Here is a 26,668-nt window from a genome sequence, read left to right as displayed (position 1 = left end):
CGGCTTGGCCGGGCTTCCTGAACCCAGCGAACGCGGCCATCCGGCAGGCAGGGCGGGGGCACGGGGGCGCAGCGGGCGAGGTAAGCGACATTCCGGCCCCTCCCGCGGGCGCCCGCCGTCGGTGGCGCGGGCAAGGCAGGTCGGCCTGGGGTGGGCAGCGTGGGGCCGGGTGGGGCGGAGCGAAGCAGGCGGGACGGGCGGGATGGAGCGAGGCGGAGGGGGGCGCGGGGGCGAAGCGGGCGGGGCAAGCGATATTCCGGCCCTTCCCGGCGGTGTCCGCCATCGGAGGGCGCGGACAAGTCGGGTCGGCGTGGGACGGGTTGGCGTGGGACGGGGGGCGTGGGATGGGTGGCGTGGGACGAGGCCGCCCCGGGGCGGAGCGGCATGAGACGGGCGTCCTTGTTGGGCTCTAGCGGGGACGCCTGCGGGTCAGGAGCGGGACCAGGGTCCTGTCACCGAAGCGGGTCATCACCGCCAGCGGCTTGACGGCGGCGGCAACAAGCCAGGGGAGGCCCGGTGTGCCGGTGGTGCGCGCCATGCCGGGGCCGAGTGCGGCCATCATCGCCGTCAGCCCCGGCAGAGGCCGGATCCACATGGTGATCTCCTTGATCAGCCCGTCCTCGCCCACCTCGACCAGCGCCGCCTCGTGAATCTCCTGGCGTCCCAGCCGGGCGGTCGCGGTCAGGGCCCGCGTACGTTCGTCGCCGATGTCCCTCTGATAGCGCAGGTCCGACAGCACGCCGAACACGACCGAGAACAGCTCCCGTACCGGCTCCTTGCCGTGAAAGGCGGCATTGGCGCTGAGCGGCGAGCGGAAGACCACGTCGTCGGCCAGTGTGGCGACGAGGGCGTCGACGTCGTGTGTCTCGCCGGCCCGGCGGTAGGCGGCGGCAGGTGAGTCCTGAATGTGAACTGTCATAGGTTCACTTTATCAACCAACTATCCTGGGTCCATGAACAGGTTCGGTGAGATGCACTGCTCCATCGCCCAGGCCGTCGGCGTGGTCGCCGAGCCGTGGACACCGCTGATCCTGCGTGACCTGTTCCTGGGCCTGTGCAGGTTCGACGACCTGGCGGAGGACCTGGGCATCTCGCGCAACCTCCTGACCCGCCGCCTGGAGCATCTGGTGGCGGCCGGCGTGGTGGAGAAGCGGCCGTACCAGGAGCGTCCCGTGCGCCACGAGTACGTCCTCACCGAGGCAGGCCGCGACATCGTGCCGGCGCTGCTGACGTTGATGGCTTGGGGCGATCGCTGGTCCACGCCGCCGGGCGGCCCGCCCGCTCTCCTGGTGCACTCCTGCGGCGAGCGCTTCACGCCCGTCGTCACCTGCCCACACTGCGGCGACGAGGCCACCGCGGACACGGTCTCAGCCGTACGCGGCCCGGGCGCGGCCCAGGGCCCCGGCACCATGCTCCTCGCAGCACCGTCTTAACCAGGCACGCCGCCGTCCGCCGCGACCGTCCCACCGGTCGTACTGTGGTGATCGGGCACACCGCCGTCCGCTGCGGCCAGCCCACCCACTGCACTGCCGACCGGGCACGCCGCCCTCTGCCGTGACCAGCCCACCGATCGCACCGCCGTGACCGGCCTGGGCCCCTGAACCTCGTGACGAGGACGTCGGCCGCGCCGTTGCACCCGGAGGGCGTCCCGGGTCGCTGTGACCAGATCACCGGCCGCACCGCCGTGCCTGCAATCGGTCCCTGGCTGTAGCGATCAGAGCCGCCCGGACTGCCGTGACCGGCGTGCCGCCTTGGAAGGCTTCCGGGATCGGGCGTCCGCCTGTCGATGAGAGACCTCTCATCCGCCGCTAACGCAGGCGCCATCGTAGGCCCGCAGGCTGAGAACCGGCAGCGTACGGGACCTACCGACGGGAGACGCCGATGAGACGGGGACCACGATGGCTCCTGCCGGCCGTCACCGTCGCGCTCGTCCTGGGCGCCACGGCGGCGCTACCAGGGCGGCGGGAGGCCCGGGCGGCGTCGCCGCTCGGCACGGTCCAGGTCGCCGCCGCCTCCGCGGATGGCGACGGGGGCGATGACGATGACGGGGAGGGCGACGATGGGGACGGCAAAGCGGTACGTACGGGTCCGGCGAGGGACCACCCAGGCGCCGGATCGGGCGGGAGCTCAAGACCAGGCAAGGGCTCGCAGCCCCGCTCGGACGACGGACGATCACAGGGTGGGGCGGAGGCGCAACCGTCCCCCTCCAGCGGTTTGGGGGGCGGCGAGGGGCAGGGTGCCTCGCACGGCCCCGGGCCCGCGGGCACCGGTGACGGGACACGCACCTTCCGGGGCGTCGGAGGTCCGTCAGTATCGCGTGACGGCGGAGGGCCGCAGAAGCGCGACGGACGCTCACCGGTGCGAGGCGGGCCGGATTTACACCCCCGAGGCGGACCGGATTCGCAGGCGTCGGGCGGTGCCACTTCACCAACCTGGAAAGGCGGGAGCGGACCCGCGCAACGCGGTGCCGGCAGCTCACAGACGCCGCCCAACGGGGTTCCGCCCTCCGGCGTGGACTCGCCGTCTCGAGACGCCACCATGCTTCCCCGAGGATCTGGCCACTCCGACAGTTCGACCGCGCAGCCCGGCACAGGCTCGCCGCCTGCCGCCGCAGGCTGGTCGCCTGGTGGTGCCGGTTCGCCGTCTGGCGGCGTGGGCCAGTCGCCGGGTGGTACCGGTTCGCAGGCGGGTGCCGCTGGTCGGTCGCCTGGTGGTGTCGGTTCGCCGCCTGGCGCGGTGGGCCTGTCGCCTGACGGGTCAGGTTCGCCGCCTGGCGCGGTGGGCCTGTCGCCTGACGGGTCAGGTTCGCCGTCTGGTGCCGCAGGCTGGTCGCCTGACGGGTCAGGTTCGCCGTCTGGTGCCGCAGGCTGGTCGCCTGGTGGGGGAGGCTCGCTGCCTGTCGGCGTGGGCTGGTCGTCGGACGCCAGGGCTTGGGGGTCGCTTGAGGGCCATGGAAGCTGGTCGTCCCTCGATGGAACCGAGGGGTGGCCGCCCTCGCACGACGTTGACGACGCGGCGACTCGACCCGGCGACGGCGGCTCGTCCGTTCTGCCCGATACCGGCGGCCCATCAACCTCGCCTGGCGATGGCGCCTCGTCGCTCCCGGGCGGATCCCCGCCGCGCGGTACGGGCGCGCCAGGCGATACTGGCACGCCGGATGGTACAGGAGTGCCGGGTTCCGATGCCGGGCGCACCACCGGCGACTCGTACGGCAACGGTCATCGGGGGTGGTGGGTGCTGTTCGCCATCGTGGGCACGGCCGCTCTCGCAGGGACGGCGTTCTGGATCGCCCACAAGCTCGGCCCGTGCCCTGACGCTCCGGCTGACTCGAGTTCTGAACCCCTGCCTGACTCCAGCCCCGATCCGCCACACAGCCCAAACGACTGAACCCTCCTGCCTGGCCGCCCGCTGGAAGCCTGCGGCGAGTTGCCGTGATCGTCGCGAGCGCTTGAACGAGCCGCCTAACTGCTCGTTTTCGTCGCGAGCGCTTGGCCGTGCGGTCTGGTGGTCCGTTCCGGTGCGAGCGCCTGGACGACCCGCGCGGCTGCTCGCTTCGGCACGAGCGCCTGGATATGCCGTCTGGCGGTCCGTCCCGGCACGCGCGCTTCATGTGCCGTCAGGTGGTGCGTCCCGGTGTGAGCGCTTGGATGTGGCGTCTGGTTGCTCGTCTCGGTGCGGGCACCTGGACGAGCCGCCTGTGTGCTCGTCCAGGAACGCGCTGGGAGCGCAGCCGCCGAACGCCGGGAACGCGCCGGGAGTCAGGCTGCCGAACGCCGGGGACGACCCCGGAGGCCGGTCGCCCACGGCGGCGGGAGGCTGCGGACCGGACCACCAGCGCGTGTCCACGTGGGATGGCGCCTCATGCGGCTGCTCTCCCGGCGAACGGGCGCGAGGGGTTTGCCCGGGGATGGGGTCAGATGCGGTCGGGGACCTCGTTGCCGGCTTGGCGGATCGCCCTGGGAAGGTTGGTCAGGGCCAGGAGGACGAAGCCGATGATGAAGAAGATGATCATGGAGACGATGGCGATCCGGTAGCTGTTGCTCAGATTGAGCGCGATCGTGACCGTCAAGGAGCCGATGAACGCCGAGCCCTTGTCGCTGATCTGCAGCAGGCTGAAATATTCGGCCTCCCGCCCCTTCGGGATCACCTGCGAGAACAGCGAGCGCGACAGCGCCTGCGTGCCCCCCAGCACGATCGCGATCGCGAACGCCATCAGGTAGAACTGCAGCTCCTGCCCCTCCTGGACGAACAGCGCCGCCACCACGATCGCCGTCCACAGCACCAGGCTGGCCAGCACCGCGCGCTTGGTGCCGATGCTGCGGGCCAGCCGGCCCAGCAGCAGCGCGCCGAAGAACGCCACGAACTGCACCATCAGGATGGCCGTGATCTGCACCGTCTTGTCGAGCTTGAGGGCCTCGGAGGCGAAGGCCGCGCTGTTGCCGATCACCGTCTGCACGCCGTCGTTGTAGATCAGGTACGCCACCAGGAACAGCAGCGTCAGCGGATAGCGGCGCAGCTCGGCCAGGGTGCGGCCGAGCTGGCGGAAGCTGCCGCCGACCGAGCGCAGCGCCGTGTTCTCGTGGGCGGGCACGGGACGGTTGCGCAGCCGCAGCAGCGGGATGATCGTGAAGATCGCCCACCACAGGCCGGCCGACATCATGCTGATGCGCACCGCCATGCCCTCGGCAACCCCCAGGGCCTCATGCTGGGTGTAGAGGACGAGGTTGAGGGCCAGCAGCAGGCCGCCGCCCAGATAGCCGATGGCCCAGCCGCGCGAGGACACCCTGTCGCGCTCGGCCGGGGTGGAGATCTGCGGCAGGAACGAGTCGTAGACCACGACCGAGGAGCCGTAGGCGAGGTTGGCCAGGATGAACAGCACCCCGCCCAGCATGTAGCGGTCGCCCTCGACGAAGTACAGGGCCATCGTGGCCAGCGCCCCGACGTAGGCGAAGCCGCCGAGCAGCTCCCGCTTGCGCCCGGTGTGGTCGGCCAGCGCGCCCACCACGGGCAGCACCACGATCTGCAGGAACACCGCGATCGTCAGCGTCAGCGCGAAGAACGCGGCCGGCCTGATGTCGGCGCCGAGCACGTCGACGTATCCCAGGCCCGGGTTGCTGTCGACCAGCTTGTCGAAGTCGGCCACGCACGTGTCGGAGACGATGTTCGGGAAGTCCTTGGCGCAGGCCGCGGTCTTGGCGACCGGGATGAGGTACGGGCCGAGGAAGACCGAGATGATCGTGGTGTAGAAGGCGGAGTTGGCCCAGTCGTAGAAGTACCAGCCGCGCTGCTCGCGCCTGCGGGCTGCGGGGGAGTCGTCGAGGGCCGCGGGGGGTGCGGGTACGGGCATGGTGTCGAGTCGCTCCTATGCGGCCGGGCGGCCCGGCCTGCAGGCTTATGGGGCTTTCTTGGGTTCTTGGGGCTGGTACGCCGTGCTCTGGATGCTCGCTCGTGCCACGGAGCCCGGGCAGTCCGGCCGGATCACGCGGCCAGGCTGCCGGGATGCCATTGGCCGCGGCGCTCCAGGACGGTACGCAGGCCGGAGACGTTGTCGGTCATGAGGCCGTCCACGCCCAGGTCTAGCAGGTGTTCCATGCGTACGGGGTCGTTGACGGTCCATACGTGCACCTGCATGCCGATGGCGTGCGCCGTACGTACCAGACTCCGGGTGGTCACCCGCAGCCCGCGGAAGCCCACCGGCACCTGCGCGCACGGGACGCCGGCGCGCGACAGGCGGGTCAGCAGGCGGCCGTAGCCGGAGGTGGACGCGGCGGCGCGCAGCGCGGCGACGCCGCGCGGGCCGAGCGCCGAGCAGACCTCCCTGCCCATCGCCGCCCTGGCCAGCGTCAGCCGCTCGTCGGAGAAGGAGGTCAGGCAGATGCGGTCATAGGAGTTGGTACGCCGGATCGCCTCGGCCAGCGGCGCGATGGCGGCCGCCTCCTTGACGTCGATGTTGAAGCGGACCTCGGGCCAGGTGCCCAGCAGGTCCTCCAGCAGCGGGATCTCGTGAACCCCGCCGATGCGGGCCTGCCTGACCGCCCGGTAGGGCAGCTCCGAGATGCGGCCCCGCTGGTCGGTCACCCGGTCGAGCGTGTGGTCGTGGAAGGCGAGCAGCACGCCGTCGGAGGTGGCGTGCGCGTCGGTCTCCAGATAGGTGTAGCCGAGCCCGACCGCCCGTTCGAAGGCCGCGATGGAGTTCTCCGCGCCCTCGGCGGCGCCTCCGCGATGCGCGAAGGCCAGCGGCCCCGGATGGTCGAGAAAGGCGAATCGACGGCTCAGCACGTCCTGAGTATGCCTTCCGTGGGTGAACGGTTCGGTTACGGTTCGAGGAGATTCTCCCACTCTTGGCGGCGAGCCTCGGACAGCGCGATGGCGGCGGCCACCGCCACGTTGAACGACCCGACCCGCCCGACCTGCGGGATGTAGCAGACGCCGTCCACGGCCTCGAGCAGCGCGGGGGAGCAGCCGTGGTCCTCGCTGCCGACCACCAGGCACACGTCGCGGCCCAGGTCGGCGCGGTGCAGCGGCACGGCCTCGGCGGTCAGCTCGATGGCGTGCACGGTGTAGCCCCCCGCTTTGGCGGCCTTGACCGCCTCGGTGGCCAGGATCGGCTCGTGCCAGGTGACCAGGCGTTCGGTGCCGAGCGCGGTCTTGCCCGCTTTGGGGTTGGTCGGCGGGGTGGCGTTGCCGGCGAGCCAGATCTCGTCCACGCCGAACGCGGCGGCGCTGCGGAAGATCGAGCCGATGTTGAACGGGCCGGTGACCGACTCGATGATCATGGCGAGGCGGTTCTGGGTGTTCCTGCGCCAGGTGCGGTTGAGCCGCTTGACGTCGGTGGGGCGCAGTTGCCTTCTCATCGGGTCACCTTCAGGATGCGGTAGGCGGCCCGGCTGGCCTCGCGGGAGGCATGCCAGCCCTGCTCGCCGAGCCAGCGCTGCAGGGAGTCCGAGCCGAGGTGTTTCTGGACGACCAGGTAGGCGACGCCGTCGGGAGTGAGCCGCGTCAGCCACCTGGTGAGCATGTCGTGCAAGGCCTGCTTCCCAATACGGATCGCAGGATTAGACCAGATTGCCCGAAATTTCACGTCATCTGGTACTTCATCGATATGTGCTGACCGTACTTTGTAAAGGCCCGCGGCTTGGGCGTTCCTGGCGGTCAGCTCCAGGCTGCGCCGGTTCACGTCGACGGCCCATACGGTCGCCTCGGGCGCCCGGGAGGCCATGGTCAGCGCGATCGGCCCGTACCCGCAGCCCAGGTCGAGCAGATCGCCCTCCTGCGGTGGCGGCGGGACGGTCTCCAGCAGGATGCGCGTGCCCACGTCGACCCGTTCCGGCGAGAACACGCCGCTGTCGGTCTCCAGCCGCAGGTGCAGATCGGGCAGGACCAGGTCGACGGAGCCCGGCCTGCTCGCTGCCTTCGGCTGTTCGGAGAAGTAGTGGGCCACGTCGCAGAACGTTACCGGACCGGCCCGGATCCCCGACGCACGCGGCCGACCAGTGCCCGGCCGTCGCGGCCGCCACGGGTGGGGCTGGTTCGTGGCCGGCGTGGGTCAGGCGTCCGTGGTGCGGGGCTGGTCGCTTTCCCGGGCTGGTTCGGTCTGTTCGAGCGTGGTGGCCCAGCTGGCGAGGAGGGTGAGCGCGTCGTGGGCCGGGGTGCCGGGTTCGGCGCTGAAGGCGGTGAGGGTCAGGCCGGGGTCGGCGGGCAGGGGCATGGCTTCGAAGGGGAGGCTGAGGTCGCCGACGACGGGGTGGTGGAAGTTCTTGACGCCGGTGTGGTGCAGGCGGACGTTGTGGGCGGCCCACAGGGCGCGGAATTCCTCGCTGCGGGTGGCGAGTTCGCCGACGAGGTCGGTCAGCGCCCGGTCGTAGGGGTCGCGGCCTGCTTCGGTACGCAGCAGGGCCACGGTCGTGTGGGCGGATTCGTCCCAGTCGGGGTAGAAGTCGTGGGCGCGGGGGTAGAGGAAGCGGAACCGGGCGAGGTTGACGGGCCGGACCGGATCGTCGAAGACGGGTGCGTAGAGGGCCCGGCCGAGCCGGTTGGCGGCCACGATGTCCAGGCGTCCGTTGCGGACATAGGCGGCCGCGTCGGTCATGGAGTCCAGGAGGCGCTGGATGCCGGGCCGGATCTGCTGCTGGGTGGGGCGACGGCGGGTGCGGGGGCCGGCGTTGGCGGTTCGGGCCAGGTCGAACAGGTGGGCGCGTTCGGCTTCGTCCAGCTTCAGGGCGCGGGAGAGGGATTCCAGGACGCTTTCGGAGACGCCGCTGAGATTGCCTCGCTCCAGGCGGGCGTAGTATTCGGCGCTGACGCCGGCGAGCATGGCGACCTCCTCGCGGCGTAGCCCGGGGACGCGCCGGTGGCCTCCGTAGGCGGGCAGCCCGGCCTGCCGCGGGGTGATCTTGGCTCGCCGCGAGATCAGGAACTCGCGGACCTCACTGCGGTTGTCCATGTCTTCGCAGGGTAGGCCGGATCTCGGTGCCGTGGGGTGTTCTGCCAGTACAGGGAACAGCAGGAACTCTTTGCGGCCGTCTCACGAGCGCTTTCCCGGCTGGTGCCGGTCGTACGTGCTGCCCGCCGCCGTGGTGGACACGACGGTGAAGACCTTGCTGGACGCGGCGTTCGACAACGCGGGCGCCCAGAAAGCGCGGCGGCCTTCCGAGGCCGGGTGTTCGTTGCGGGAGCGGTGCAGGGCTTGCCGTCGTACGGGATGCATCCGGCCGGTTCAAACCCGGCGTGGGGTGTTCTGCCAGTACAGGCAACGACAGGGACTCCCTCACCACGCCCACCTGCGGTTTCCTGGTTGATGCCCAGGTCCTGAGGAGCGGCTGCCCGCCTTGGCCCCGCCTTTCCGCCAGGCCGGCAAGACGTACCGCGCCATCGATGTACGGCGCGCCCGTCACCATGTGGCCGCAGCCCTGAGCAGCCCGTCCGTTCGCCCGCTCCGCATTGCGAAGAGATCACCGCTGATGCCCACCACGCGCACCGCCTGCCCGACCATCGCCGCCGGCTCCGACCGGCCGCGTGCCGTTGCCGGCCGCGCGCTGGCCGCCGCCGTGCTCGGCTTCTTCGTCATCACCCTCGACGCGGTCATCGTCAACGTCGCCCTGCCGTCGATCCGGTACGACGTCGGCGGTGGCATCACCGGGCTGCAGTGGGTCGTCGACGGCTACACGCTGATGTTCGCCGCGCTGCTGCTGTCCTCGGGTTCTCTGACCGACCGCGTCGGAGCGCGCCGCGCCTTCGGCATCGGGGTGACGATCTTCGCCCTGGCCTCGGCGGCCTGCGGTCTGGCTCCGAACCTGGGCGCGCTGGTGGCCGCCCGCCTCGTCCAGGGCGCGGCGGCCGCCGTGATGATGCCCTCCTCGATGGCGCTGATCGGCCACGCCTACCCGGACCCGGTCCGGCGGGGACGGGCGGTCGCGGTGTGGGCGATGGGCGGCGCCGTCGCCTCCTCGTGCGGTCCCGTCCTGGGCGGACTGCTGACCATGCTCAGCTGGCGGCTGATCTTCTTCATCAACCTGCCCGTCGCCGCGGCGGCCCTGATCCTGCTCGCCCGCACCCAGCGCTCGCCCCACCGGCGCGTCCCCTTCGACTGGCCGGGCCAGGTCAGCGCGGTCCTGGCGATGGGCGGGCTGACCTACGGCGCGATCGAGGCCGGCGCCGCCGGGTTCGCCGAGCCCCGGGTGATCGCCGCGTTCGCGGTGGCGGGCGTGGCGCTCGCCGCCTTCCTCGCGGCCCAGGCGCTCCGCACCCACCCGATGGTGCCGCTGGACCTGTTCGCCTCCCGCATCGCGACGGTCAGCGTCGTCGTCGGTTTCGCGTTCGTCGTCGGCTATTACGGGCTGCCGTTCGTGATGAGCCTGTACCTCCAGCAGCTGCGGGGCCTGTCCGCCCTGGCCGCCGGAGCGGCGTTCGCTCCGATGATGCTCGTCGGCGCCATCCTGACCCCCTTCAGCGCGCGCATCACCGAAAGGATCGGCACGCGGGCACTCATCACCACCGGCCTGGCCCTCATGACGGCGGGCCTGACGATCCTCGCCCTCGCGCCCGCCTCGACCCCGGTCTGGGCCCTGGCCGTCCTGATGGTCCCGATCGGACTGAGCGGTCCGCTCGTGATGCCGCCGATGACCGCCGCCCTGCTGGACGCCGTCCCGCCCCACCGTGCCGGGGTCGCCGGCGGCGTGTTCAACACCAGCCGGCAGGTCGGTGGTGCCCTGGCCGTCGCGGTCTTCGGCGCGCTGCTCGCCCAACCGGCCGGTTTCCTGCACGGCCTGCGTACCAGCCTGCTCATCGCCGCCGCGGCCACGCTGGCCGCCGCAGCCGCAAGCCGGCTGCTCGGACCCGCCTCACAGCGACGACGGGACGTACGCGCCGGACGGCGATGCGACAGACGATCATGATCAGCGGTGAAACGATCGACGAAGGAGCCGACCATGGACAAGCGAACTCTCGGCCGTGATCTCGAGGTCTCGGCGATCGGCCTCGGCTGCATGGGCATGAGCCAGAGCTACGGCCCCAACCCCGGCAGCCGGGAGGAGATGATCGCGCTCATCCGGGCAGCGGTGGAGCGCGGCGTCACGTTCTTCGACACCGCCGAGGTCTACGGGCCGTTCCGCAACGAGCAGCTGGTCGGCGAGGCCCTCGCCCCCGTCCGCGATCAGGTCGTGATCGCCACCAAGTTCGGATTCGCGTTCGACGCCGAGGGCCGCCAGACCGGGCTCTCCAGCCGGCCCGAGCACATCCGGCAGGCCGTCGACGGCTCGCTCCAGCGGCTCGGCATCGACGTGATCGACCTGTACTACCAGCACCGCGTCGACCCGCGGGTGCCGATCGAGGACGTCGCCGGAGCGGTCAAAACGCTCATCCAGGACGGCAAGGTCCGGCACTTCGGCATGTCCGAGGCAGCCGCCGGCACCATCCGCCGCGCCCACGCCGTCCAGCCCGTGACCGCCGTGCAGAGCGAGTACTCCCTGTGGTGGCGCAGGCCCGAACAGGAGGTCCTGCCGGTCCTGGCAGAACTCGGCATCGGCTTCGTCCCCTACAGCCCGCTCGGCAAAGGATTCCTCACCGGCACCGTCGATGCGGCCACCACCTTCGACCGCAACGACATCCGCGCGAGCATCCCGCGCTTCACCGCCGAGGCGAGGAAGGCGAACCAGGCACTCGTCGATCTCCTGGGCGCCATCGCCCGGCGCAAGGGCGCCACACCCGCACAGATCGCGCTGGCCTGGCTGCTGGCCCAGCAGCCCTGGATCGTCCCGATCCCCGGCACTCGTAGGCCGGAGCGACTGGCGGAGAACGTCGCCGCCGCCCACGTCGAGCTCACCACCGACGACCTCGAACACATCGACGCCGCCGCCGCGAAGATCGACATCCAGGGCGCCCGCTATCCCGAACACCTGGAACGCATGACCGGCCTGTGATCGGCCACCACCACAGGAAAGGACATCCGCCATGACTTCATGGACCAGCGACGAGCTCGCCCGTATCGGCACCGCGGAGGAGCTGCGGATCGCGCCCGTCCGCGACGACGGCACGCCGCGCACACCGGTGCCCATCTGGGTCGTCCGTGACGGTGACGATCTTTACATCCGCTCCTACCGAGGCAGCGACGGAGCCTGGTACCGGACCGCCAGGGCCGGCCACCACGCCCACATCACCGCCGGCGGCATCGACAAGGACGTCGCCCTGGCCGAGGAGAACGATCCGGGCGTCAACGACCGGATCGATGCGGAGTACCGCACCAAGTACCGCCGTTACGGCAGCACCTACGTCGTCCCCATGGTCGCCGCCCAGGCCCGAGCCACCACCCTGAAGCTCCTGCCGCGACCATGACCGCCGCCTTGGGTCACCCGCCTCACGGCGCGTCGGCCGGAGGTGTGGGGTGTTCGGACGCGGGGCCCCCGGCTCCAGCCTTGGGTTTCGGTGCTTGGTTGGGCGCCTGGGGCGGGGGCCGGGGGAGGGGTGGGGGTCAGCGGGTGGGGGTCAGGGTGCGCTTTCTGGAGGCGTAGATGTCGTCCACCAGCCTGTACGTGCGCGCCTGCTCCGCCGTGAAGATCCGATCCCGCTCGATGTCCTTCCTGATCTCCAGGATCCCCCGCCCCGTGTGCCGGGAAAGGATCTCCTCCTGCTGGTCGCGCATGCGCAGGATCTCCCTGGCGTGGATCTCCAGGTCGCTGCCCTGCCCGCGGCCGCCCTCAGTGTGGGGCTCGTGCAGCAGGACGCGGGCGTGCGGCAGGGCGGCGCGTTTGCCGGGCGAGCCCGCCGCCAGCAGGACCGCCGCGGCCGAGGACGCCTCGCCGATGCAGACGGTGTGGATCTCCGGCCGCATGTACTGCATGGTGTCGTAAATGGCCATCATGGCGGTGAACGAGCCGCCGGGAGAGTTGATGTAGAGGCTGACGTCCTGGTCGGGATCGAGCGACTCGAGCGTGAGCAGCTGCGCCATCACGTCGTTGGCCACGGTGTCGTCGATGGGGGCGCCGATGAAGATGATCCGGTCCTCGAAGAGCTTGTTGTACGGGTTCATCTCCCTCATGCCGTACGACGTGCGCTCCGTGAACGAGGGCAGCACATAGCGGCCGCTCATATCAGTTCATCCCTTCTGCGATGTGGTCGACGATGCCGTAGTCGAGCGCCTCCTGGGCGGTGAACCAGCGGTCGCGGTCGGAGTCGGCCTGGATGCGCTCCAGCGGCTGGCCCGTGTGGCGGGCGATGATCTCGGCCATCCGGCGCTTGGTGTAGAGCATGTTGTCGGCCTGGATCTGGATGTCGCTGGCCGAGCCGCCGATGCCGCCGAGCGGCTGGTGCATGACGACACGGGAGTTGGGCAGGGCGTAGCGCTTGCCCTTGGCGCCCGCCGTCAGCAGCACCTGCCCCATGGAGGCGGCGAACCCCATCGCCACCGTCGCCACATCGCACGGAATGAACTGCATCATGTCGTAGAGCGCCATCCCGGCGGTCACGGACCCGCCCGGCGAATTGATGTAAAGCGTTATGTCGCGGTGTGGGTCTTCGGCCGCCAGCAATAGGAGCTCCCCGCAGAGCCGGTTGCAAATCTCGTCGTCGACCTCCTGGCCGAGGACGACGATCCGCTCTTTCAGCAGGCGCTGGCTGAGCTGGTCTGGCCAGGCCGCACGCTGGGTCTCCGTCATGACCGGTCGCCTTTCTGTGCTGGGTATTTCCGAGAAAAACGCTAGACCCGGCGGATGTGAATTCTGGAATTATTTCGCTGGGGGCGCATTTCTCTAAGGGCGCATTCCACCGAGAGCGAATATCCATCGACATACAATCGCGGATGTGAGAAGGAACCTGCCCCGCCGATGGGCGTGCCTCATCCTGGGCGGCGCGCTGCTGATGCCGTACATGATGACCGGCGTCCTGATCGCGGCCCAGTGGCAGGGCCAGAACGCCAACCTGCTGCTGCCCATCCAGATCGGCGTGTTCGTGGCGGTGCTGCCGGTGGTGGCCGTCACCGGGCTGTTCCTGCCGATCCGGGCCCTGGAGGTGAACGCGGCGCAAGGGCTGCTCGGGGCGCACGTCGAGAGCCCACCCAGGCAGGCGGGCCGCACCTGGCAGGAGCGACGCCGGACCGCCGCCTGGTTCACCCTGCACCTGGCGGTCGGCGGGCTGCTCAGCGGCTCCACGCTGGCCATCGTGCCGTTCACGCTGGTCACGCTCGCGCTGCCGTTCGCCGGGCGGGCGACCCCGGTCATCGGCGTCGTCGTGGAGCCGGGATGGCCCGCGGTGCTGTGGCCGCTGGGCGGGCTGGCGCTGCTGGGGGCGCTGGTGGCGACGGTGGCGGGCGCGGGCGAGCTGCTGGCCAGGCTGGCTCCCGTCCTGCTCGGCCCCACCCCGGCCGAACGCCTGGCCGCCGCCGAAGAGCACGCCCGTACGCTCGCCGAACGCAACCGCCTCGCCCGCGAGCTGCACGACTCGGTCGGGCACGCGCTCAGCGTCGTCACCTTGCAGGCCGCCGCCGCGGGCCGGGTCCTCGACCGTGATCCGGAGATCGCCAGAAAGGCCCTGGCCGCGATCGAGCAGTCGGCCCGCACCGCCCTGGAGGACCTCGACCACGTCCTGGGAGTGCTCCGCGAAGACGACCGGGCCGGTGGCTCCCGGAGTGATGGCGATCCGGGGCGGGGCAGGGCGCCGCAGGCCACGCTGGCCGACCTCGACGAGCTCGTCGCCGCTTCGGGCGCTCAGGTGCGGCAGGAGGTGGGTGACCTGTCCGCCGTGCCCGCCGTGGTCTCCCGGGAGGCGTACCGCATCCTCCAGGAGGCGCTCACCAACGCCATCAAGCACGGCCACGGCCCCGTACGCCTGGCCGCCGCCGTACAGGACGACGACCTGAGGCTCGAGGTCACCAACCCGGGACGGGGGACCGGCGGCGGTCCCGGAGGCAGGGGCGTGACGGGGATGCGCGAGCGGGTCCGGCTACTGCGCGGCGAACTGGACGCGGGCCCCACGGAGGCCGGATGGAGCGTCACGGTGCGTCTGCCGCTACGGTCGAGCCCATGACGCTCAGAGTCGTGATCGCCGACGACGAGGACCTCATCCGCGCCGGACTGCGGATCATCATCGACGCCGAGCCGGACCTGACCGTGGTCGGCGAGGCCGCGGACGGCGCCGCCGTCCTGCCCCTGGTCCGCCGTGAGCGGCCCGACGTCGTCCTCATGGACGTCCGGATGCCCGCGCTCGACGGCATCCAGGCCACCGAGCGCCTGCTGACCCTGGACGCGCCGCCGAAGGTGCTGGTGGTGACCACGTTCGAGAACGACGACCATGTCTACGACGCGCTGCGGGCCGGGGCCAGCGGCTTCCTGCTCAAGCGCACCAGGCCGGACGATCTGATCAAGGCGGTCAAGCTGGTCGCGGCGGGGGAGTCGCTGCTGTTCCCGGCCGCGATCCGGGCGCTGGCCGGGCGCCGGTCCCAGGGCCCGGGACGGGTGGCCGGGATCGACCGGCTGACCGGCCGTGAGGGCGATGTGCTGCGGCTGATGACCAAAGGGCTGTCCAACCACGAGATCGCCGCCGAGCTGGTCGTCAGCCAGGAGACGGTCAAGACGCACGTGGGGAACGTGCTGGCCAAGCTGGGTGCCCGGGACCGGACCCAGGCCGTGATCGCCGCGTACGAGTCGGGCTTCGTCTCGCCGAGCTGAGACGGCGTCCCCCCGAGGGGCCCGTGGGGTCCTTCGGGGGCGGGCGAGGACGTCAGGGGTGGATGGCGGCGCGGCGCAGGAGCTCGGCCGCGGGCAGCACGGTCGCCTCCGTGGCCGTGAGGCCGGTGGCGGCCAGGGCCCGGTCGACCAGGTGCAGTCCCACCGCGTACCCCGCCATGTCGGCGATGCCGCGCGGTTCCTGCCCGAACATGCGCGCCACGCTGTCCCCCACCACGTACTTCGACGTGTGCTGCATCCCGGCCAGCGAGAAGTCCGCCATGATCAGCTCGTACGCCCGCTCGTATGCCTCCCCGCTCACCATCGACGACCACGGCCCCATGGCCTCGGCCCCTGACAGCTCCCGTACGAACGCCTCGGCCAGCCCTTCGGCCACCACGTGCTCGCCCACGGTCACGGTCATCGGGTTCCACTCGACGTTGGTGTAGCGGACGTTGTGGTGGAACTCGTGCACCGCCAGGTGCCCGATCCGGCCGATCACCTCGTCCGACGGCCAGGCCAGCAGGTAGAGCCAGCCGGGCGAGCCGCCCATGCCGTAGTAGCCGCCGCCCACCTTCATCAAATGCTCGTTGTCCGGATTGCCCAACATGAGCATGACCTGCACCGACTCCCGCTGCTTGGCGTCGCGCAGCCGGTCGGAGGCGCGCTCCAGCTCCCGGCGCACCTGCCCGAGGACGTCGGCGTCGATCATGCGCTGGACGGCGGGCAGGTAGCGCGGATCGTCGGCGTCGACCCGGAAGCCGCCGCCCTGGTGGTGGATGTCGACGATGTCGCCGGGCATCGGGATCTCCGAGCGCGTCGGCTCCAGGATGTCCCGCAGCGCGCCGGGCCGCCGTTCGAGTGGCTCGCGCAGCAGGGCGGCCATCGGCGTGAGGGTGTCGTGAACGATGAATTCCATGCCGCGGAAGCTAAAGCCTCCTGTTACGTCAGGCTCAAACTAATGGAACAGCGGGGACTCCTCACCCATCTCGTCGCCCGGTGTCTGACCGGGCGTGACCTGCCCGCTCTCCGACGGGGAGGGCGACGTCGACGGCGAGGGCCGCGGCTCGGGGCTGGCCGGCGTCGGCGGCGGTGTCGGCACGAACACCGTCGGCGGCAGCTGCCGGGGCTGCGGCTCGCTGTCGCGCCGGCCCAGCAACAGCAGCAGCAGGATCGCCGTCACCAGCATCAGCAGCAACACCAGCGCCAGCGCGGCCATCAGGACCCGCTTGCGGGTCTCGGTGAGCGGCCTGCGCTGCCGCGTCGGGCCGGGCAGCGCCGGCGCGCGGTCGGTCAGCCAGTACGGCACGAAGTCGGGCCCGTGCGCCTCGCCGATGAACGTCCCGCCCACCATGACGGGATCGAGGAAACGCTCGGCCCCGGGCCGGCCGGGCACGTACGGGACCGCCACCCAGGGCGCGTGCCCGCCGTCGAAGCCGAGCACGTCGGGCGTGTCGTCCAGCACCGCGCTCCGCGACCGCCCGGAACGTCCGAGCCAGCCGCGGAATCCGGACCGTTCGCCCCTGGCCTCCCTGATCGCGGTCACGAACCGGTCACGGGCGGCGGCGTCGAGCGCGGCCCCTCGGGTGAGCACGGCGACGGACACCGCGCGCCCGTCGGGTGCCTGGCCGAGGTACACGAAGCCGGCCGGGGCAGTGTGCAGGCGGGCCTGGACCACGTAAGGTCCCAGCCGGGGTGGATCGCCGTACTGCAGGGGACTTGCCACGTTTGCCATGAAAGCACAGACGTGGCGTCGTGCACGTTTGCGGCGCGTTTGGTGGAATGGCGTCATGAGCGTCGCCGAAGAGTTGCCAGGCGGAAACGACGCGGCACTGCTGCGTCAAAGTCTCGACGAGGTCCGGCGTGTCATCGTCGGCCAGGACCACATGGTCGAAAGACTCATCGTGGCCCTGCTGGCCCGCGGGCACTGCCTGCTCGAAGGAGTCCCAGGCGTCGCCAAGACCCTCGCCGCCTCCACCCTGGCCACTGTCGTGGGCGGCACGTTCGCCCGGATCCAGTTCACCCCCGACCTCGTGCCGAGCGACATCATCGGCACCCGGGTCTTTCACCCCTCCAACGAGAAGTTCGATGTCGAGCTCGGCCCCGTGTTCGTCAACTTCCTGCTGGCCGACGAGATCAACCGCGCCCCGGCCAAGGTCCAGTCCGCGCTGCTGGAGGTGATGGCCGAGCGGCAGGTCACCCTCGCCGGCGTCACCCATCCGCTGCCCAGGCCGTTCATCGTGCTCGCCACCCAGAACCCGATCGAGTCCGAGGGCGTCTATCCGCTGCCGGAGGTGCAGCGCGACCGGTTCCTGTTCCGGGTACGGGTGCCGCACCCCAGCGCGCACGAGGAGCTGGAGATCCTCCACCGGATGAGCGTCAAGCCGCCGGTCCCCGAGCGGGTGCTCGACCCCGACAAGCTGCTGGCGCTGCAGGAGGCGGCCGAGCAGGTCTCGGTGCACCAGCTCGTCGCCGACTACGTGGTGCGGCTGGTCATGTCCACCCGCAGCCCCGCCGACTACGGCCTGCCCGACCTCATCGACACCATCGAGATCGGCGTCAGCCCCCGCGCCACGCTGGGCCTGGTCTCGGCCGGGCGGGCGCTGGCCCTGCTGCGCGGCCGCGACTACATGCTGCCCGACGACGTACGCGACGTGGCGGTGGACGTGATGTCGCACCGGCTCATGCTCACCTTCGACGCCCTGGCCGACGGCGTCGACCCGGAGCAGGTCGTCAAACAGATCCTGCAGGCCGTGCCCCCGCCCCTCGTCGTCTGGAACCAGAACCGGTGAGCGGCCTGTGAACACGGCCGAACAGGCGCTCAGGCGGCTGGAGCTGACGGTCACCCGGCGGCTGGACGGGCTGCTGCACGGCGCCCACCAGGGGCTGCTGCCGGGGCCGGGCAGCGAGGCCGGCGACAGCCGCGTGTACGTGCCCGGCGAGGACGACGTGCGCCGCATGGACTGGGCGGTCACCGCGCGCACGACCGTCCCGCACGTACGCGACCTGATCGCCGACCGCGAGCTGGAGACCTGGGCACTGGCCGACCTGTCGCCCAGCATGGACTTCGGCACCGCCGACACCGACAAACGCGACCTGGTGGTCGCGGCGGTCGGCGCGATCGGGTTCCTGTCGAGCAGGCTGGGCGACCGGTTCGGCGCGCTGGTGCTGCACGACGAGTACGTGCACCGCATGCCCGCGCGCACCGGCCGCCCGGCCCTGTACGGGCTGCTGCACTCGCTCATGGACGCCCCGCGCGGCCGGATCGTGCCCGACGCGCCCGATCTGGCCGAGGGCATCGAGGTGCTGTCGGCCAGCCGCAGGCGGCGCGGCGTGCGGCTGATCGTCTCCGACTTCCTCGACGCCCGCCCCAGCCTCGACCCCGACGCCGAACGCCCCTGGGAGCGCCCCATCAGGCGGCTGGCCGCCCGTCACCAGGTGCTGGCGGTCGAGGTCATCGACCCGCGCGAGCTGGAGCTGCCCGACGTGGGGCGGGTCGCGTTCACCGACCCCGAGAGCGGGAAGGTACGCGAAGTGCATCTTTCACCCAAGGTTCGGCAAGCGTACGCGGAGGCGGCCGCCCTGCAGCGCGAGGGCACCCGCGTGGCGCTGCGCCGCGCCGGCATCGCGCACCTCGTGCTGCGTACCGACCGGGACTGGGTGTTCGACATCGCGCAGTTCGTCCTCCGCCAGCGCCGCATGAGCCATCTCGCCCACAGGAGACCTACGTGACTTTCTTGGCCCCCGGCTGGCTTTGGCTGTTCCTGCTGGTGGGGCTGCTGGTGGCGGGGTACATCGTCTCGATGTTCGCCCGGCGCCGCTACACCGTGCGCTTCACGAACCTGGCCCTGCTCGACCTCGTCGCCCCCGCCGGCCCCGGCTGGCGCCGCCACGTCGGCCCCGCGCTGTTCCTCCTCATGATGGCGCTCCTGGTCGTCGGCGCCGCCAAGCCCGCCGACCAGGTACGCGTGCCGCGCGACCGCGCCACCATCATGATCGCGCTGGACGTGTCGCTGTCCATGGACGCCGACGACGTCCAGCCCGACCGGATCAACGCCGCCAAGGCCGCGGCCCAGGCGTTCGTCAGGGAGCTGCCGGACCGCTTCAACGTCGGCGTGGTGTCCTTCGCCCGCTCCGCCAACGTCGTCATCTCGCCCACCACCGACCACCAGGCCGTGGTCACCTCCATCGGCACCCTCACCACCCGCCCGGGCACCGCGATCGGCGAGGCCGTCTTCAACTCGCTCGACTCGCTGCGCTCGTTCGACCAGCAGGCCGCCACCGACCCGCCGCCGGCCGCGATCGTGCTGCTGTCCGACGGCGACAACACCTCGGGCAGGTCCGTGAACGAGGCCATCGACGCCGCCCAGCAGGCCCGCGTGCCGGTCTCCACGATCGCGTACGGCACCCAGGAGGGCACCGTCAACATCGACGGCCGCCCGGTGAACGTGCCGGTCAACAAGCAGACCCTGCAGTCGTTGTCCGACGGGACCAGCGGGCGGGCCTACACCGCCGAGTCCGGCAGCGAGCTGCGCGAGGTCTACGAGCAGATCGGCACCTCGCTCGGCTACAAGCTGGTCAACCAGGAGATCACCCAGTGGTTCATCGTGGCCGCGATCCTGGCCGGGCTGCTGGTGGCGGGCGCGGCGGTGCTGTTCGGCTCCCGGATCCCCTGACGTCACCCCTCCCTCAAGGCCGCTTGCTGTGTGACTTGTACACTCTTGGGGTTTCTTGGGGGAAATCGGGGGAGTGGCGTGCCGCTGGAGCAGGTCCTGGTGTTGCTGGTCGCGGCGGCAGGGGCGGGGTGGGTCGACGCCGTCGTGGGCGGGGGCGGGCTGGTGCAGCTCCCCGCGATCTTGATGACGGGGCTGCCCACCGTCGAGGCGATGGCCACCAACAAGCTGTCGTCGATCTTCGGCACCACCTCGGCGGCCGTCGCGTACGCCCGCTCCACCAAGATCGACCGGCAGGTGGCGCTTCCCGGCGCCGGGCTGGCCGTGCTGAGCGCCGGGCTCGGGGCGTCGGCGGCGGCGGCGATCTCGGCCGAGGTGCTGCGGCCCGTCGTCATGGTGGTGCTGCTCGGGGTGGCCGCGTTCGTGACGCTGCGGCCCGCGCTCGGGGCCGTGCCGGTGCCGCACCTGCGGACCCGCGGCCGGGTGCTGGCCGCGGTGGCGGTGGCCGGGGTCGGGATCGCCTTCTACGACGGCATCATGGGGCCGGGCACGGGAACGTTCCTCATCATCGCCTTCACCACCATCCTCGGGCTGGACTTCGTCTCGGCCTCCGCGTCCGCCAAGATCATCAACGTGGGGACGAACCTCGGGGCGCTGGTGGTCTTCGGGCTCCAGGGGCACCTGAACTGGGGGCTCGGGCTCGGCATGGCCGTGTGCAACGTGGCCGGCGCCCAGCTCGGCGCGCGGATGGCGCTCAAGCGGGGCACCGGCTTCGTGCGGATCGTGCTGCTGTGCGTCGTGGTGGCCCTGGTGGCCAGGCTGGCGTGGCAGCAGTTCGGCGGCTGACGGCGCGCCGCGGGGTCAGGCCAGGAGGGAACGGACGTACTCGCCGATCGGCTGGGTGGGGCGGCCGATGAGGTCGCGCAGCGTGCCGGGGGTGTGCGAGAGCCAGCCGCGGGCGATGTTGACGTCCACGTCCGCCATCATCTCGGCGAACGGCACCGGCAGGCCGGCGCCGGCCAGCACGCCCGCGTACTCGTCCTTCGGCAGGTCCTGGTAGACGACCTCCGTGCCGGTGGCCGCGGCGATCTCGGCGGCCAGGTCGGCCCGGGTCCAGGTCGTGTCGCCGGACAGCTCGTACACCTTGCCGTCGTGGCCCTCGCCGGTCAGCACGGCGGCCGCGGCGGCGGCGTAGTCGGCGCGGGAGGCGGAGGCCACCCGGCCGTCGCCGGCGGCGCCGTGCACGGCGCCGAGCTGCGGGGCGGCCGTGATCGCCGGCGCGTAGACCTCGTTGTACCAGTTGTTGCGCAGGATCGTGTACGTCACCCCGGACGCCTTGATGTACTCCTCGGTCGCCCGGTGGTCGGCGGCCAGGAGGGCCTCGGTGGTGTCGGCGCCGGGCGCGCTGGTGTAGACGAGCGTGGCCCCGGCCTCCTTGGCGGCGTCCACGACGGTCGAGTGCTGCTGCAGGCGGTTGGGGTCCAGGCCGGAGATGAGCAGCACCCTGGTGGCGCCCCGCAGCGCGCTCCTGACCGTCTCGGGCCGGTCGTAGTCGGCCTGGCGCACCTCGACGCCGAGGTCGGCGCCCTTCTCCGGGGTACGCGCGGCGGCGACGACCTGCTCGGCGGGGACGCGCTTCTTGAGCTCCTCGATCACCAGCCGGCCCAGCTGCCCGGTGGCTCCGGTCACCACGATCATGATTTCTCCCATTCAGTACCAGCGATTTGGTTAGTGCTTTCTATCAGAAAGTACCAACGAACGCGTACGCTGGTTTCCATGGAGGAGTTCGAAGAGCTGGTGGCCGATGTCTTCTCGCGCCGGTGCGCCTCGCGCTCGGTGCTGGAGACGATCACCGGTCGCTGGGCGATCCTGGCGCTGGTGGCCCTGTACGAGGGCCCCTACCGCTTCAACGCGCTGCGCCGCCGGGTCGACGGGGTGAGCGAGAAGATGTTGTCCCAGACCCTCCACGCGCTCGAACGCGACGGCATGGTGCTGCGCGTGGCCGAGTCCTCGATCCCGCCCAAGGTCGAGTACAGCCTCACCGAGCTGGGCCGGGAGGCCGCCGAGCGGCTCATCCCCCTCCTGGAGTGGGCGGAGGGGCGCATGCCCCAGGTGGTGTCCTCCCGGGAGGAGTACGCCGCCCGCTGAACGGCCGCTTTCCCGCGGGCCGCTTTCCTACAATGGGGCCATGCGTGCCAGCCGCCTGCTCTCGCTGCTCCTGCTCCTGCAGTCGCGCGGCCGCATGACCGCGCCGGAGCTGGCCGAGGAGCTGGAGGTGTCGGTCCGCACGGTCTACCGCGACGTGGAGGCGCTGTCGGCGGCCGGCGTGCCGGTCTACGCCGACCGGGGGCCCGCGGGCGGCTACCAGCTGCTCGACGGCTACCGCACCAGGCTCAACGGGCTGACCGCCGAGGAGGCCTCCTCACTGTTCCTGGCGGGGCTGCCCGGCCCGGCGGCCGAGCTGGGGCTGGCCGAGGTGGCCGCCACCGCGGAGCTGAAGCTGCTGGCCGCGCTGCCGCCCGAGCCGCGCTCGCAGGCCTCGCGGATGCGCGAGCGGTTCCTGCTCGACGTGCCGGGCTGGTACCGCTCGGCCGACGACGTGCCGCATCTGAGCGAGGTCGCCGAGGCGGTGTGGGACCGGCGGCCGCTGCACATGACCTACCGGCGCTGGGGGCAGCAGGAGGTCGACCGGGTGATCCACCCGTACGGGCTGGTGCTCAAGGGCGGGTCCTGGTACATGGTGGCCGCGCCGCCGGGCGGCGGCGCCCGCACCTACCGGGTGGCGCGGATCCTGACCGTGGAGACGCTGCCCGGCCGCTTCCCCCGGCCCGAGGGGTTCGACCTGGGCGAGTTCTGGCAGGGCTACGCCAAGGAGTTCCGCGAGCGGATGTACACCGCCGAGGCCGTCATCAGGCTCGCCCCCGGCCGGGGTGAGCTGCTGGCGTACACGATGGGCTCCGACGTGGTCGGCGCCGCGCTGGCCGCGGCCGGCGAGCCCGATCCGGAGGGCTGGCTGACGCTGACGGTGCCGATCGAGTCGATCACGCACGCGCGCTGGCTGCTGCTGCGGATGGGGGCCGACGTGGAGGTGCTGGGGCCGCCGGAGCTGCGGGCGCTGATGGGCGAGGCGGTCGCCGAGCTGCGCAAACTGTACGAGTAGGCCGATAATCAGGCGACTTCCCGGTGCGATTTCTGGGAACATGCCGCGCATGTATCTTCTCGCTTTCGTAGGCGCGTGCGTTCTGGTGGCCATGGCGCCAGGGGTCAGCACGGCCATCATCCTGCGCCAGACGCTGCGCGCGGGCCGCGGCTCCGGCATGGCCGCCACGCTCGGCAACGAGACCGGCATCCTGCTGTGGGGGCTGGCGGCCGCCTTCGGCCTGTCGGCGCTGCTGGTGGCCTCGCAGCTGGCCTATGACGTGATGCGCGTGGTCGGCGCCGTGGTGCTGGTCGTGATGGGCGCCCAGGCGCTGTGGCAGGCCCGCAAGGGCGCGCCCTTGACCAATGGGGCGGCCGAGGTCGAGGGGGCGGTGGTGCCGGGCCTGCGGGGGCCGTACCTGGCGGGCCTCGGGACGTGCCTGGCCAACCCGAAGGCGGCGGTGTTCGCGATGTCGTTCCTGCCGCAGTTCGTCGCGCCGGGGCAGAACGTGCCGGTCACGCTCGCGACGCTGGCCGTCGTGTGGGTGCTGGTCGACCTGGCCTGGTACGGGCTGCTCATCTGGACGGTGGCCAGGGCCAAGGCGGTGCTGGGGCGGCCCGCGGTGCGCCGGCGGCTGGAGCAGATCTCCGGTGTGGTGCTGATCGGGCTGGGCGTGCGGCTGGCGGCGGAGTCACGATGACGATCTGGCATTCCGAGCGGGGCTCGGGCGAGCCCGTCGTGCTGCTGCATTCGACGTCGGTCGACTCGGGCATGTGGGACGCGCAGGTGGAGGCCCTGTCCGAGCGCTTCCGGGTGATCACGGTGGACTTCCGGGGGTACGGGCGCAGCCCCTACCGGTCGGACGGCCCGTACAGCGACAGCGACGACGTGGCGCGGCTGCTGGCCGCGCTGGAGGTGAGCCGGGCGGCGCTGGTCGGCTCGTCGGGCGGGGGCCGGGTCGCGCTGGAGCTGGCGGCGGCCGGGCTCGCCGGCCGGCTGGTGCTGCTGAACCCCATCTCCAACCTGGCGCCCACGCCGGACCTGCGGGCGTACTGGGACGAGGAGGGGCGCCTGCTGGAGGCGGGCGACGTCGAGGGGGCGGCGGAGCTGAACGCGCGCACCCTGCTCGGGCCCGAGGCGTCGCGGGAGACGTTCGGGCGCGTGGTGGAGATGCAGCGGCACGCGTTCGAGGTGCAGCTGGCCGCCGATCCGGAGCCGTCGCAGGTCGAGAAGGAGTTCGCGCCGGCGGAGATCGATGTGCCGGCGCTGGTCGTGGCCGGCGCGCACGACCTGCCGTACTTCCAGGAGAGCGCCCGCCACCTGGCCGGCGAGCTGCCCCGGGCGCGGCTGGTCGAGCTGGACTGGGCCGGGCACCTGCCCGCCCTCGAACGTCCCGAGGAGATCAACCGGCTGCTCCTGGACTACCTTTAGGACATGACGAACGACCTGGCGACCCTCCTTCGGCAGGCGCAGGACGACGACCCGCTGCTGGCACTGCACGCCACGACCGCCCTGCGCCGCGAGATCGAGCGTCTGGAGGCGGTCCAGGTGCGGCGGGCCAGGGTGGCGGGGCTGGCCTGGGCGCAGATCGCCGACGCGATCGGGGTGAGCAAGCAGGCCGTGCACAAGAAGTACGGCCGCCGCTAGCCCGCCCACGTGCCGGCGAACCAGCGCAGCGCGATGTTCCAGGAGTAGCCGCGCCGGATGCGTCCGGCCACGTCCGAGGGCAGCGTGTCCAGGCCGCGGTGCTCCAGCAGCACCTCGGTGCCGCCCTCGACCGGGCTGAAGGCCACCTCGATCTCCATCCGGCCGCCCTCGTTGAGCAGGTCGGCCCAGACGAGGCGGCTCGGCGGCTCCCAGGCGAGGATCCTGCCGGTGTCGACGTGGCCGCCGTCGGACCACAGCTCGCGCAGGAAGCCGTCCTCGAAGCGGATGGCGACCGCGCGGGCCGGGTCGACCCAGCTGTGGCGGCCGCGCACGTACCAGCTGTCGATCTCGTCGGTGAAGATCCGGAACGCGGTCGCCGGGTCGACGGGCACGGTGACGCTGGCCTGGACGGAGTTCACCGGCTGCGCTCCACGTGGTCCTTGAACGAGCCGAGCTGCTCGGCCCAGAACGCCTGCACCTGGTCCAGCCAGGCCTGCAGCGCCGTGAACGGCTCCTGGCGCAGCGTGTAGAGGCGCAGGCGGGCGTCGGCGCCGCCGGCCTCCGCCTGGACGAGACCGCCCGCCCGCAGCACGCGCAGATGCCTGCTGAGGGCGGGGGCGCTCATCTGGACGGCCTGCGCGAGCTCGCCGGCCGGTCGCGGGCCTTCGCGCAGCAGGTCGATGACCTTGCGCCGGGTGGGATCGGCGAGCGCGGCCAGCGTCGCGTCGATTTCGTTAACGTTGGTGTTAATTATTGCCTGCTTCCGTTAGGCTGTTAATCCTTAACGCTAGCGGCAATTATTGCGGAGGTTCGTACATGAGTGTCGAGCTGGGTTACTACACGCTGTCCGTGGCGGACCTGGATCGGGCGGCCGCCTTCTACGGGGCGCTGTTCGGCTGGGAGTTCAGGCGTGAGCACGAGACGTACCTGCACGTCACGAACACGGCCGTGCCGATGGGCTTGGTCGCGCGCGGGCCCTCCTCGCAGCCGAACATCTACTACCACGTCACCGACATCGACGCGGCCGTCAAGCGGGTGCGGGAGCTGGGCGGCGACACCGGCGAGCTGTACGACAGCAAGTCGGGGCGCGGCTGCACCTGCACCGACGACCAGGGCACGGAGATCAGCCTCTGGCAGCCCGCCCCCGGTTTCGATTAGTCGGGGGCTTTAACGGTGGCGATGCCAAGGGTGCTGGTCATCGGCAGCAGCCCGGCCTCGAAGACCGCGCCGAGGAACGGCGAAGCCAGCCGGGCCAGCCGCTCGGCGCGCTCCTCCCCGAGCAGCCGCCACGGCTCCGCGGCCAGCTGGTCGGTCATCCGCTCGACCTGGTCACGCAGCGCCCGCCCCCGCTCGGTGGCCTGCCCGTCGGGGCCGGCCAGCCCGCGGGCGGCCAGCCGCTCCTGGGCCGCGTCCCACTCCTGCTCGCTCCAGCCGCGCCCGGCGAAGTTCGCCGTGGGGGCGGCGCCGATCGCGGCGAACGACACCAGCGACTCGCAACCGTCCAGCTCCGCGGCCTGCAGCGCCGCCAGGTGGCCGTCACCGCGGTGCTCGCGCAGCACGGTGGCGGCCTGCCACAGCACCAGGTGCGGCTCGTCGGCCCAGGGCAGGTCCAGGTTGGCCGCGGCCAACGGCCGCCCGGCCACGCTCACGCTCTCGGCGGCCCGCCTGGCCAGCTCCGCCGCCTCCACCGCCGCGTCCGCCGTCACCCTGTCACCCAGCAGAGCGCGGTACGTGCGGTCGACGGCGGTCATCCGGGCCTCGAGCACCCGCTCGGGCGAGGCGACCTCCCATGCGGCGGGCACATGCTCGGCGATCATCCGCGGGCTGAAGCTGTAGTACGCGGCGGTGGCCAGCCGGCTGCCGGCCCGCCCGAGCGGGGCCGTGCGGTAGGCGAAATAGCTCGGCCAGCGCGACTCCACGTCGTAACCGAGCGCGCCCGCCTCCTCGAACGCCTGGGGCGAGAAGTAGAGCACCGCGTGGATCGGCTCAAGCTGGTGCCACATGCGGCGGGCAAGTCTGGACGATGCGCTCATCGCAATCCCTCACTGTCTAGGTAAG

Annotated in this window: 31 protein-coding genes; 16 read left to right on the top strand and 15 right to left on the bottom strand. The window is 71.6% G+C overall.

Annotation, left to right across the window (positions count from 1 at the left end):
- Positions 1 to 409 precede the first annotated feature (409 nt).
- On the bottom strand, positions 410 to 919 hold the full coding sequence (locus ABZX61_RS27610) for a nuclear transport factor 2 family protein (protein WP_355198894.1): 510 nt from the start codon (positions 917 to 919) through the stop codon (positions 410 to 412).
- 33 nt (positions 920 to 952) lie between these two features.
- On the opposite strand from ABZX61_RS27610, the gene ABZX61_RS27605 reads away from it, so the two are divergent.
- The gene (locus ABZX61_RS27605; protein WP_350734578.1) at positions 953 to 1,432 is read left to right on the top strand and encodes a helix-turn-helix domain-containing protein; all 480 of its coding nucleotides are present in this window, start codon (positions 953 to 955) and stop codon (positions 1,430 to 1,432) included.
- A 2,480-nt stretch (positions 1,433 to 3,912) separates the two neighbouring features.
- Here the strand turns inward: ABZX61_RS27605 and ABZX61_RS27600 are convergent.
- The 6 genes from ABZX61_RS27600 to ABZX61_RS27575 form a co-directional block, all read right to left on the bottom strand.
- Positions 3,913 to 5,346, bottom strand: coding sequence for an MFS transporter (locus tag ABZX61_RS27600; RefSeq protein WP_350734574.1), 1,434 nt, complete (start codon positions 5,344 to 5,346; stop codon positions 3,913 to 3,915).
- 131 nt (positions 5,347 to 5,477) lie between these two features.
- Complete coding sequence (locus ABZX61_RS27595; protein WP_355198891.1) at positions 5,478 to 6,278, bottom strand: glycerophosphodiester phosphodiesterase family protein; 801 nt, start codon at positions 6,276 to 6,278, stop codon at positions 5,478 to 5,480.
- 35 nt (positions 6,279 to 6,313) lie between these two features.
- Positions 6,314 to 6,853 (bottom strand): TrmH family RNA methyltransferase, encoded by a 540-nt coding sequence (locus ABZX61_RS27590; RefSeq protein WP_350734572.1) that lies wholly within the window; start codon positions 6,851 to 6,853, stop codon positions 6,314 to 6,316.
- On the bottom strand, positions 6,850 to 7,440 hold the full coding sequence (locus tag ABZX61_RS27585) for a methyltransferase (RefSeq protein ID WP_355198889.1): 591 nt from the start codon (positions 7,438 to 7,440) through the stop codon (positions 6,850 to 6,852). The genes ABZX61_RS27590 and ABZX61_RS27585 overlap by 4 nt, the downstream gene beginning before the upstream one ends.
- Positions 7,441 to 7,545: 105 nt before the next feature.
- Positions 7,546 to 8,442 carry a helix-turn-helix transcriptional regulator gene (locus ABZX61_RS27580; protein ID WP_355198887.1) on the bottom strand — a complete coding sequence of 299 codons (897 nt, stop codon included), beginning with the start codon at positions 8,440 to 8,442 and terminating at the stop codon, positions 7,546 to 7,548.
- A gap of 81 nt (positions 8,443 to 8,523) precedes the next feature.
- Positions 8,524 to 8,706, bottom strand: coding sequence for a hypothetical protein (locus ABZX61_RS27575; protein WP_355198885.1), 183 nt, complete (start codon positions 8,704 to 8,706; stop codon positions 8,524 to 8,526).
- Between the two features lie 253 nt (positions 8,707 to 8,959).
- Here ABZX61_RS27575 and ABZX61_RS27570 point away from each other — a divergent pair, with 253 nt between their 5' ends.
- Genes ABZX61_RS27570 through ABZX61_RS27560 form a run of 3 tightly spaced genes read left to right on the top strand, consistent with a single transcriptional unit; the run spans position 8,960 to position 11,828 of the window.
- Positions 8,960 to 10,393, top strand: coding sequence for an MFS transporter (locus tag ABZX61_RS27570; RefSeq protein ID WP_355198883.1), 1,434 nt, complete (start codon positions 8,960 to 8,962; stop codon positions 10,391 to 10,393).
- A 33-nt stretch (positions 10,394 to 10,426) separates the two neighbouring features.
- On the top strand, positions 10,427 to 11,416 hold the full coding sequence (locus ABZX61_RS27565; protein WP_355198881.1) for an aldo/keto reductase: 990 nt from the start codon (positions 10,427 to 10,429) through the stop codon (positions 11,414 to 11,416).
- Between the two features lie 31 nt (positions 11,417 to 11,447).
- The gene (locus tag ABZX61_RS27560; RefSeq protein WP_355198879.1) at positions 11,448 to 11,828 is read left to right on the top strand and encodes a DUF2255 family protein; all 381 of its coding nucleotides are present in this window, start codon (positions 11,448 to 11,450) and stop codon (positions 11,826 to 11,828) included.
- Between the two features lie 136 nt (positions 11,829 to 11,964).
- Here ABZX61_RS27560 and ABZX61_RS27555 read toward each other — a convergent pair whose 3' ends face one another.
- Positions 11,965 to 12,582, bottom strand: coding sequence for an ATP-dependent Clp protease proteolytic subunit (locus ABZX61_RS27555; protein ID WP_350734283.1), 618 nt, complete (start codon positions 12,580 to 12,582; stop codon positions 11,965 to 11,967).
- A 1-nt stretch (position 12,583) separates the two neighbouring features.
- Positions 12,584 to 13,147 carry an ATP-dependent Clp protease proteolytic subunit gene (locus ABZX61_RS27550; RefSeq protein ID WP_355198877.1) on the bottom strand — a complete coding sequence of 188 codons (564 nt, stop codon included), beginning with the start codon at positions 13,145 to 13,147 and terminating at the stop codon, positions 12,584 to 12,586.
- 145 nt (positions 13,148 to 13,292) lie between these two features.
- On the opposite strand from ABZX61_RS27550, the gene ABZX61_RS27545 reads away from it, so the two are divergent.
- Complete coding sequence (locus tag ABZX61_RS27545; RefSeq protein WP_350734285.1) at positions 13,293 to 14,513, top strand: histidine kinase; 1,221 nt, start codon at positions 13,293 to 13,295, stop codon at positions 14,511 to 14,513.
- A complete protein-coding gene (locus ABZX61_RS27540) occupies positions 14,510 to 15,154 on the top strand; it encodes a response regulator transcription factor (protein ID WP_355198875.1) in 645 nt (214 codons plus the stop codon). Before ABZX61_RS27545 ends, ABZX61_RS27540 begins: the two co-directional genes overlap by 4 nt.
- A 52-nt stretch (positions 15,155 to 15,206) precedes the next feature.
- Here ABZX61_RS27540 and ABZX61_RS27535 read toward each other — a convergent pair whose 3' ends face one another.
- Positions 15,207 to 16,070: a DUF2268 domain-containing putative Zn-dependent protease gene (locus ABZX61_RS27535; protein ID WP_355198873.1), complete on the bottom strand. Its 864-nt coding sequence runs from the start codon at positions 16,068 to 16,070 to the stop codon at positions 15,207 to 15,209.
- A gap of 39 nt (positions 16,071 to 16,109) precedes the next feature.
- Positions 16,110 to 16,886, bottom strand: coding sequence for a hypothetical protein (locus ABZX61_RS27530; protein WP_355198871.1), 777 nt, complete (start codon positions 16,884 to 16,886; stop codon positions 16,110 to 16,112).
- Positions 16,887 to 16,941: 55 nt separating this feature from the next.
- Here ABZX61_RS27530 and ABZX61_RS27525 point away from each other — a divergent pair, with 55 nt between their 5' ends.
- The 4 genes from ABZX61_RS27525 to ABZX61_RS27510 all read left to right on the top strand — a co-directional run bounded on the left by ABZX61_RS27525 (position 16,942) and on the right by ABZX61_RS27510 (position 20,670).
- Positions 16,942 to 17,943, top strand: a complete 1,002-nt coding sequence (locus ABZX61_RS27525; RefSeq protein ID WP_355198869.1) for an AAA family ATPase — start codon at positions 16,942 to 16,944, stop codon at positions 17,941 to 17,943.
- A 7-nt stretch (positions 17,944 to 17,950) separates the two neighbouring features.
- Positions 17,951 to 18,883, top strand: a complete 933-nt coding sequence (locus tag ABZX61_RS27520; protein WP_350734294.1) for a DUF58 domain-containing protein — start codon at positions 17,951 to 17,953, stop codon at positions 18,881 to 18,883.
- The gene (locus tag ABZX61_RS27515) at positions 18,880 to 19,827 is read left to right on the top strand and encodes a VWA domain-containing protein (RefSeq protein WP_350734295.1); all 948 of its coding nucleotides are present in this window, start codon (positions 18,880 to 18,882) and stop codon (positions 19,825 to 19,827) included. The genes ABZX61_RS27520 and ABZX61_RS27515 overlap by 4 nt, the downstream gene beginning before the upstream one ends.
- 78 nt (positions 19,828 to 19,905) lie before the next feature.
- Positions 19,906 to 20,670 carry a TSUP family transporter gene (locus ABZX61_RS27510; protein WP_350734297.1) on the top strand — a complete coding sequence of 255 codons (765 nt, stop codon included), beginning with the start codon at positions 19,906 to 19,908 and terminating at the stop codon, positions 20,668 to 20,670.
- A 15-nt stretch (positions 20,671 to 20,685) separates the two neighbouring features.
- Here ABZX61_RS27510 and ABZX61_RS27505 read toward each other — a convergent pair whose 3' ends face one another.
- Complete coding sequence (locus tag ABZX61_RS27505; RefSeq protein WP_355198866.1) at positions 20,686 to 21,522, bottom strand: SDR family oxidoreductase; 837 nt, start codon at positions 21,520 to 21,522, stop codon at positions 20,686 to 20,688.
- Between the two features lie 78 nt (positions 21,523 to 21,600).
- Here ABZX61_RS27505 and ABZX61_RS27500 point away from each other — a divergent pair, with 78 nt between their 5' ends.
- From ABZX61_RS27500 to ABZX61_RS27480, 5 genes are read left to right on the top strand one after another with little or no spacing between them, the layout of a single operon-like run.
- Positions 21,601 to 21,972 (top strand): helix-turn-helix domain-containing protein, encoded by a 372-nt coding sequence (locus ABZX61_RS27500; protein WP_350734301.1) that lies wholly within the window; start codon positions 21,601 to 21,603, stop codon positions 21,970 to 21,972.
- Between the two features lie 40 nt (positions 21,973 to 22,012).
- Positions 22,013 to 22,984, top strand: a complete 972-nt coding sequence (locus ABZX61_RS27495; protein WP_355198863.1) for a YafY family protein — start codon at positions 22,013 to 22,015, stop codon at positions 22,982 to 22,984.
- A gap of 49 nt (positions 22,985 to 23,033) precedes the next feature.
- Complete coding sequence (locus ABZX61_RS27490; RefSeq protein ID WP_355198861.1) at positions 23,034 to 23,663, top strand: LysE family translocator; 630 nt, start codon at positions 23,034 to 23,036, stop codon at positions 23,661 to 23,663.
- Positions 23,660 to 24,394 (top strand): alpha/beta hydrolase, encoded by a 735-nt coding sequence (locus ABZX61_RS27485; RefSeq protein ID WP_355198859.1) that lies wholly within the window; start codon positions 23,660 to 23,662, stop codon positions 24,392 to 24,394. Before ABZX61_RS27490 ends, ABZX61_RS27485 begins: the two co-directional genes overlap by 4 nt.
- 3 nt (positions 24,395 to 24,397) lie before the next feature.
- Positions 24,398 to 24,610 (top strand): hypothetical protein, encoded by a 213-nt coding sequence (locus ABZX61_RS27480; protein WP_185074419.1) that lies wholly within the window; start codon positions 24,398 to 24,400, stop codon positions 24,608 to 24,610.
- Here ABZX61_RS27480 and ABZX61_RS27475 read toward each other — a convergent pair.
- Both ABZX61_RS27475 and ABZX61_RS27470 read right to left on the bottom strand, forming a co-directional pair.
- Positions 24,607 to 25,029 (bottom strand): SRPBCC domain-containing protein, encoded by a 423-nt coding sequence (locus ABZX61_RS27475; protein WP_355198857.1) that lies wholly within the window; start codon positions 25,027 to 25,029, stop codon positions 24,607 to 24,609. The genes ABZX61_RS27480 and ABZX61_RS27475 overlap by 4 nt on opposite strands.
- Positions 25,026 to 25,328 (bottom strand): metalloregulator ArsR/SmtB family transcription factor, encoded by a 303-nt coding sequence (locus ABZX61_RS27470; protein WP_355199317.1) that lies wholly within the window; start codon positions 25,326 to 25,328, stop codon positions 25,026 to 25,028. Before ABZX61_RS27470 ends, ABZX61_RS27475 begins: the two co-directional genes overlap by 4 nt.
- Positions 25,329 to 25,426: 98 nt before the next feature.
- Between ABZX61_RS27470 and ABZX61_RS27465 the strand changes: the two genes are divergently transcribed.
- Positions 25,427 to 25,768 carry a VOC family protein gene (locus tag ABZX61_RS27465; protein WP_355198855.1) on the top strand — a complete coding sequence of 114 codons (342 nt, stop codon included), beginning with the start codon at positions 25,427 to 25,429 and terminating at the stop codon, positions 25,766 to 25,768.
- Here ABZX61_RS27465 and ABZX61_RS27460 read toward each other — a convergent pair.
- Complete coding sequence (locus tag ABZX61_RS27460) at positions 25,765 to 26,643, bottom strand: hypothetical protein (protein ID WP_355198853.1); 879 nt, start codon at positions 26,641 to 26,643, stop codon at positions 25,765 to 25,767. The genes ABZX61_RS27465 and ABZX61_RS27460 overlap by 4 nt on opposite strands.
- Positions 26,644 to 26,668: the final 25 nt, after the last annotated feature.

It is taken from the genome of Nonomuraea sp. NPDC003709 (genome assembly GCF_040610775.1).
Classification (GTDB): Bacteria; Actinomycetota; Actinomycetes; order Streptosporangiales; family Streptosporangiaceae; genus Nonomuraea; species Nonomuraea angiospora_A.
This window is presented reverse-complemented; position numbering and strand designations above follow the sequence as displayed.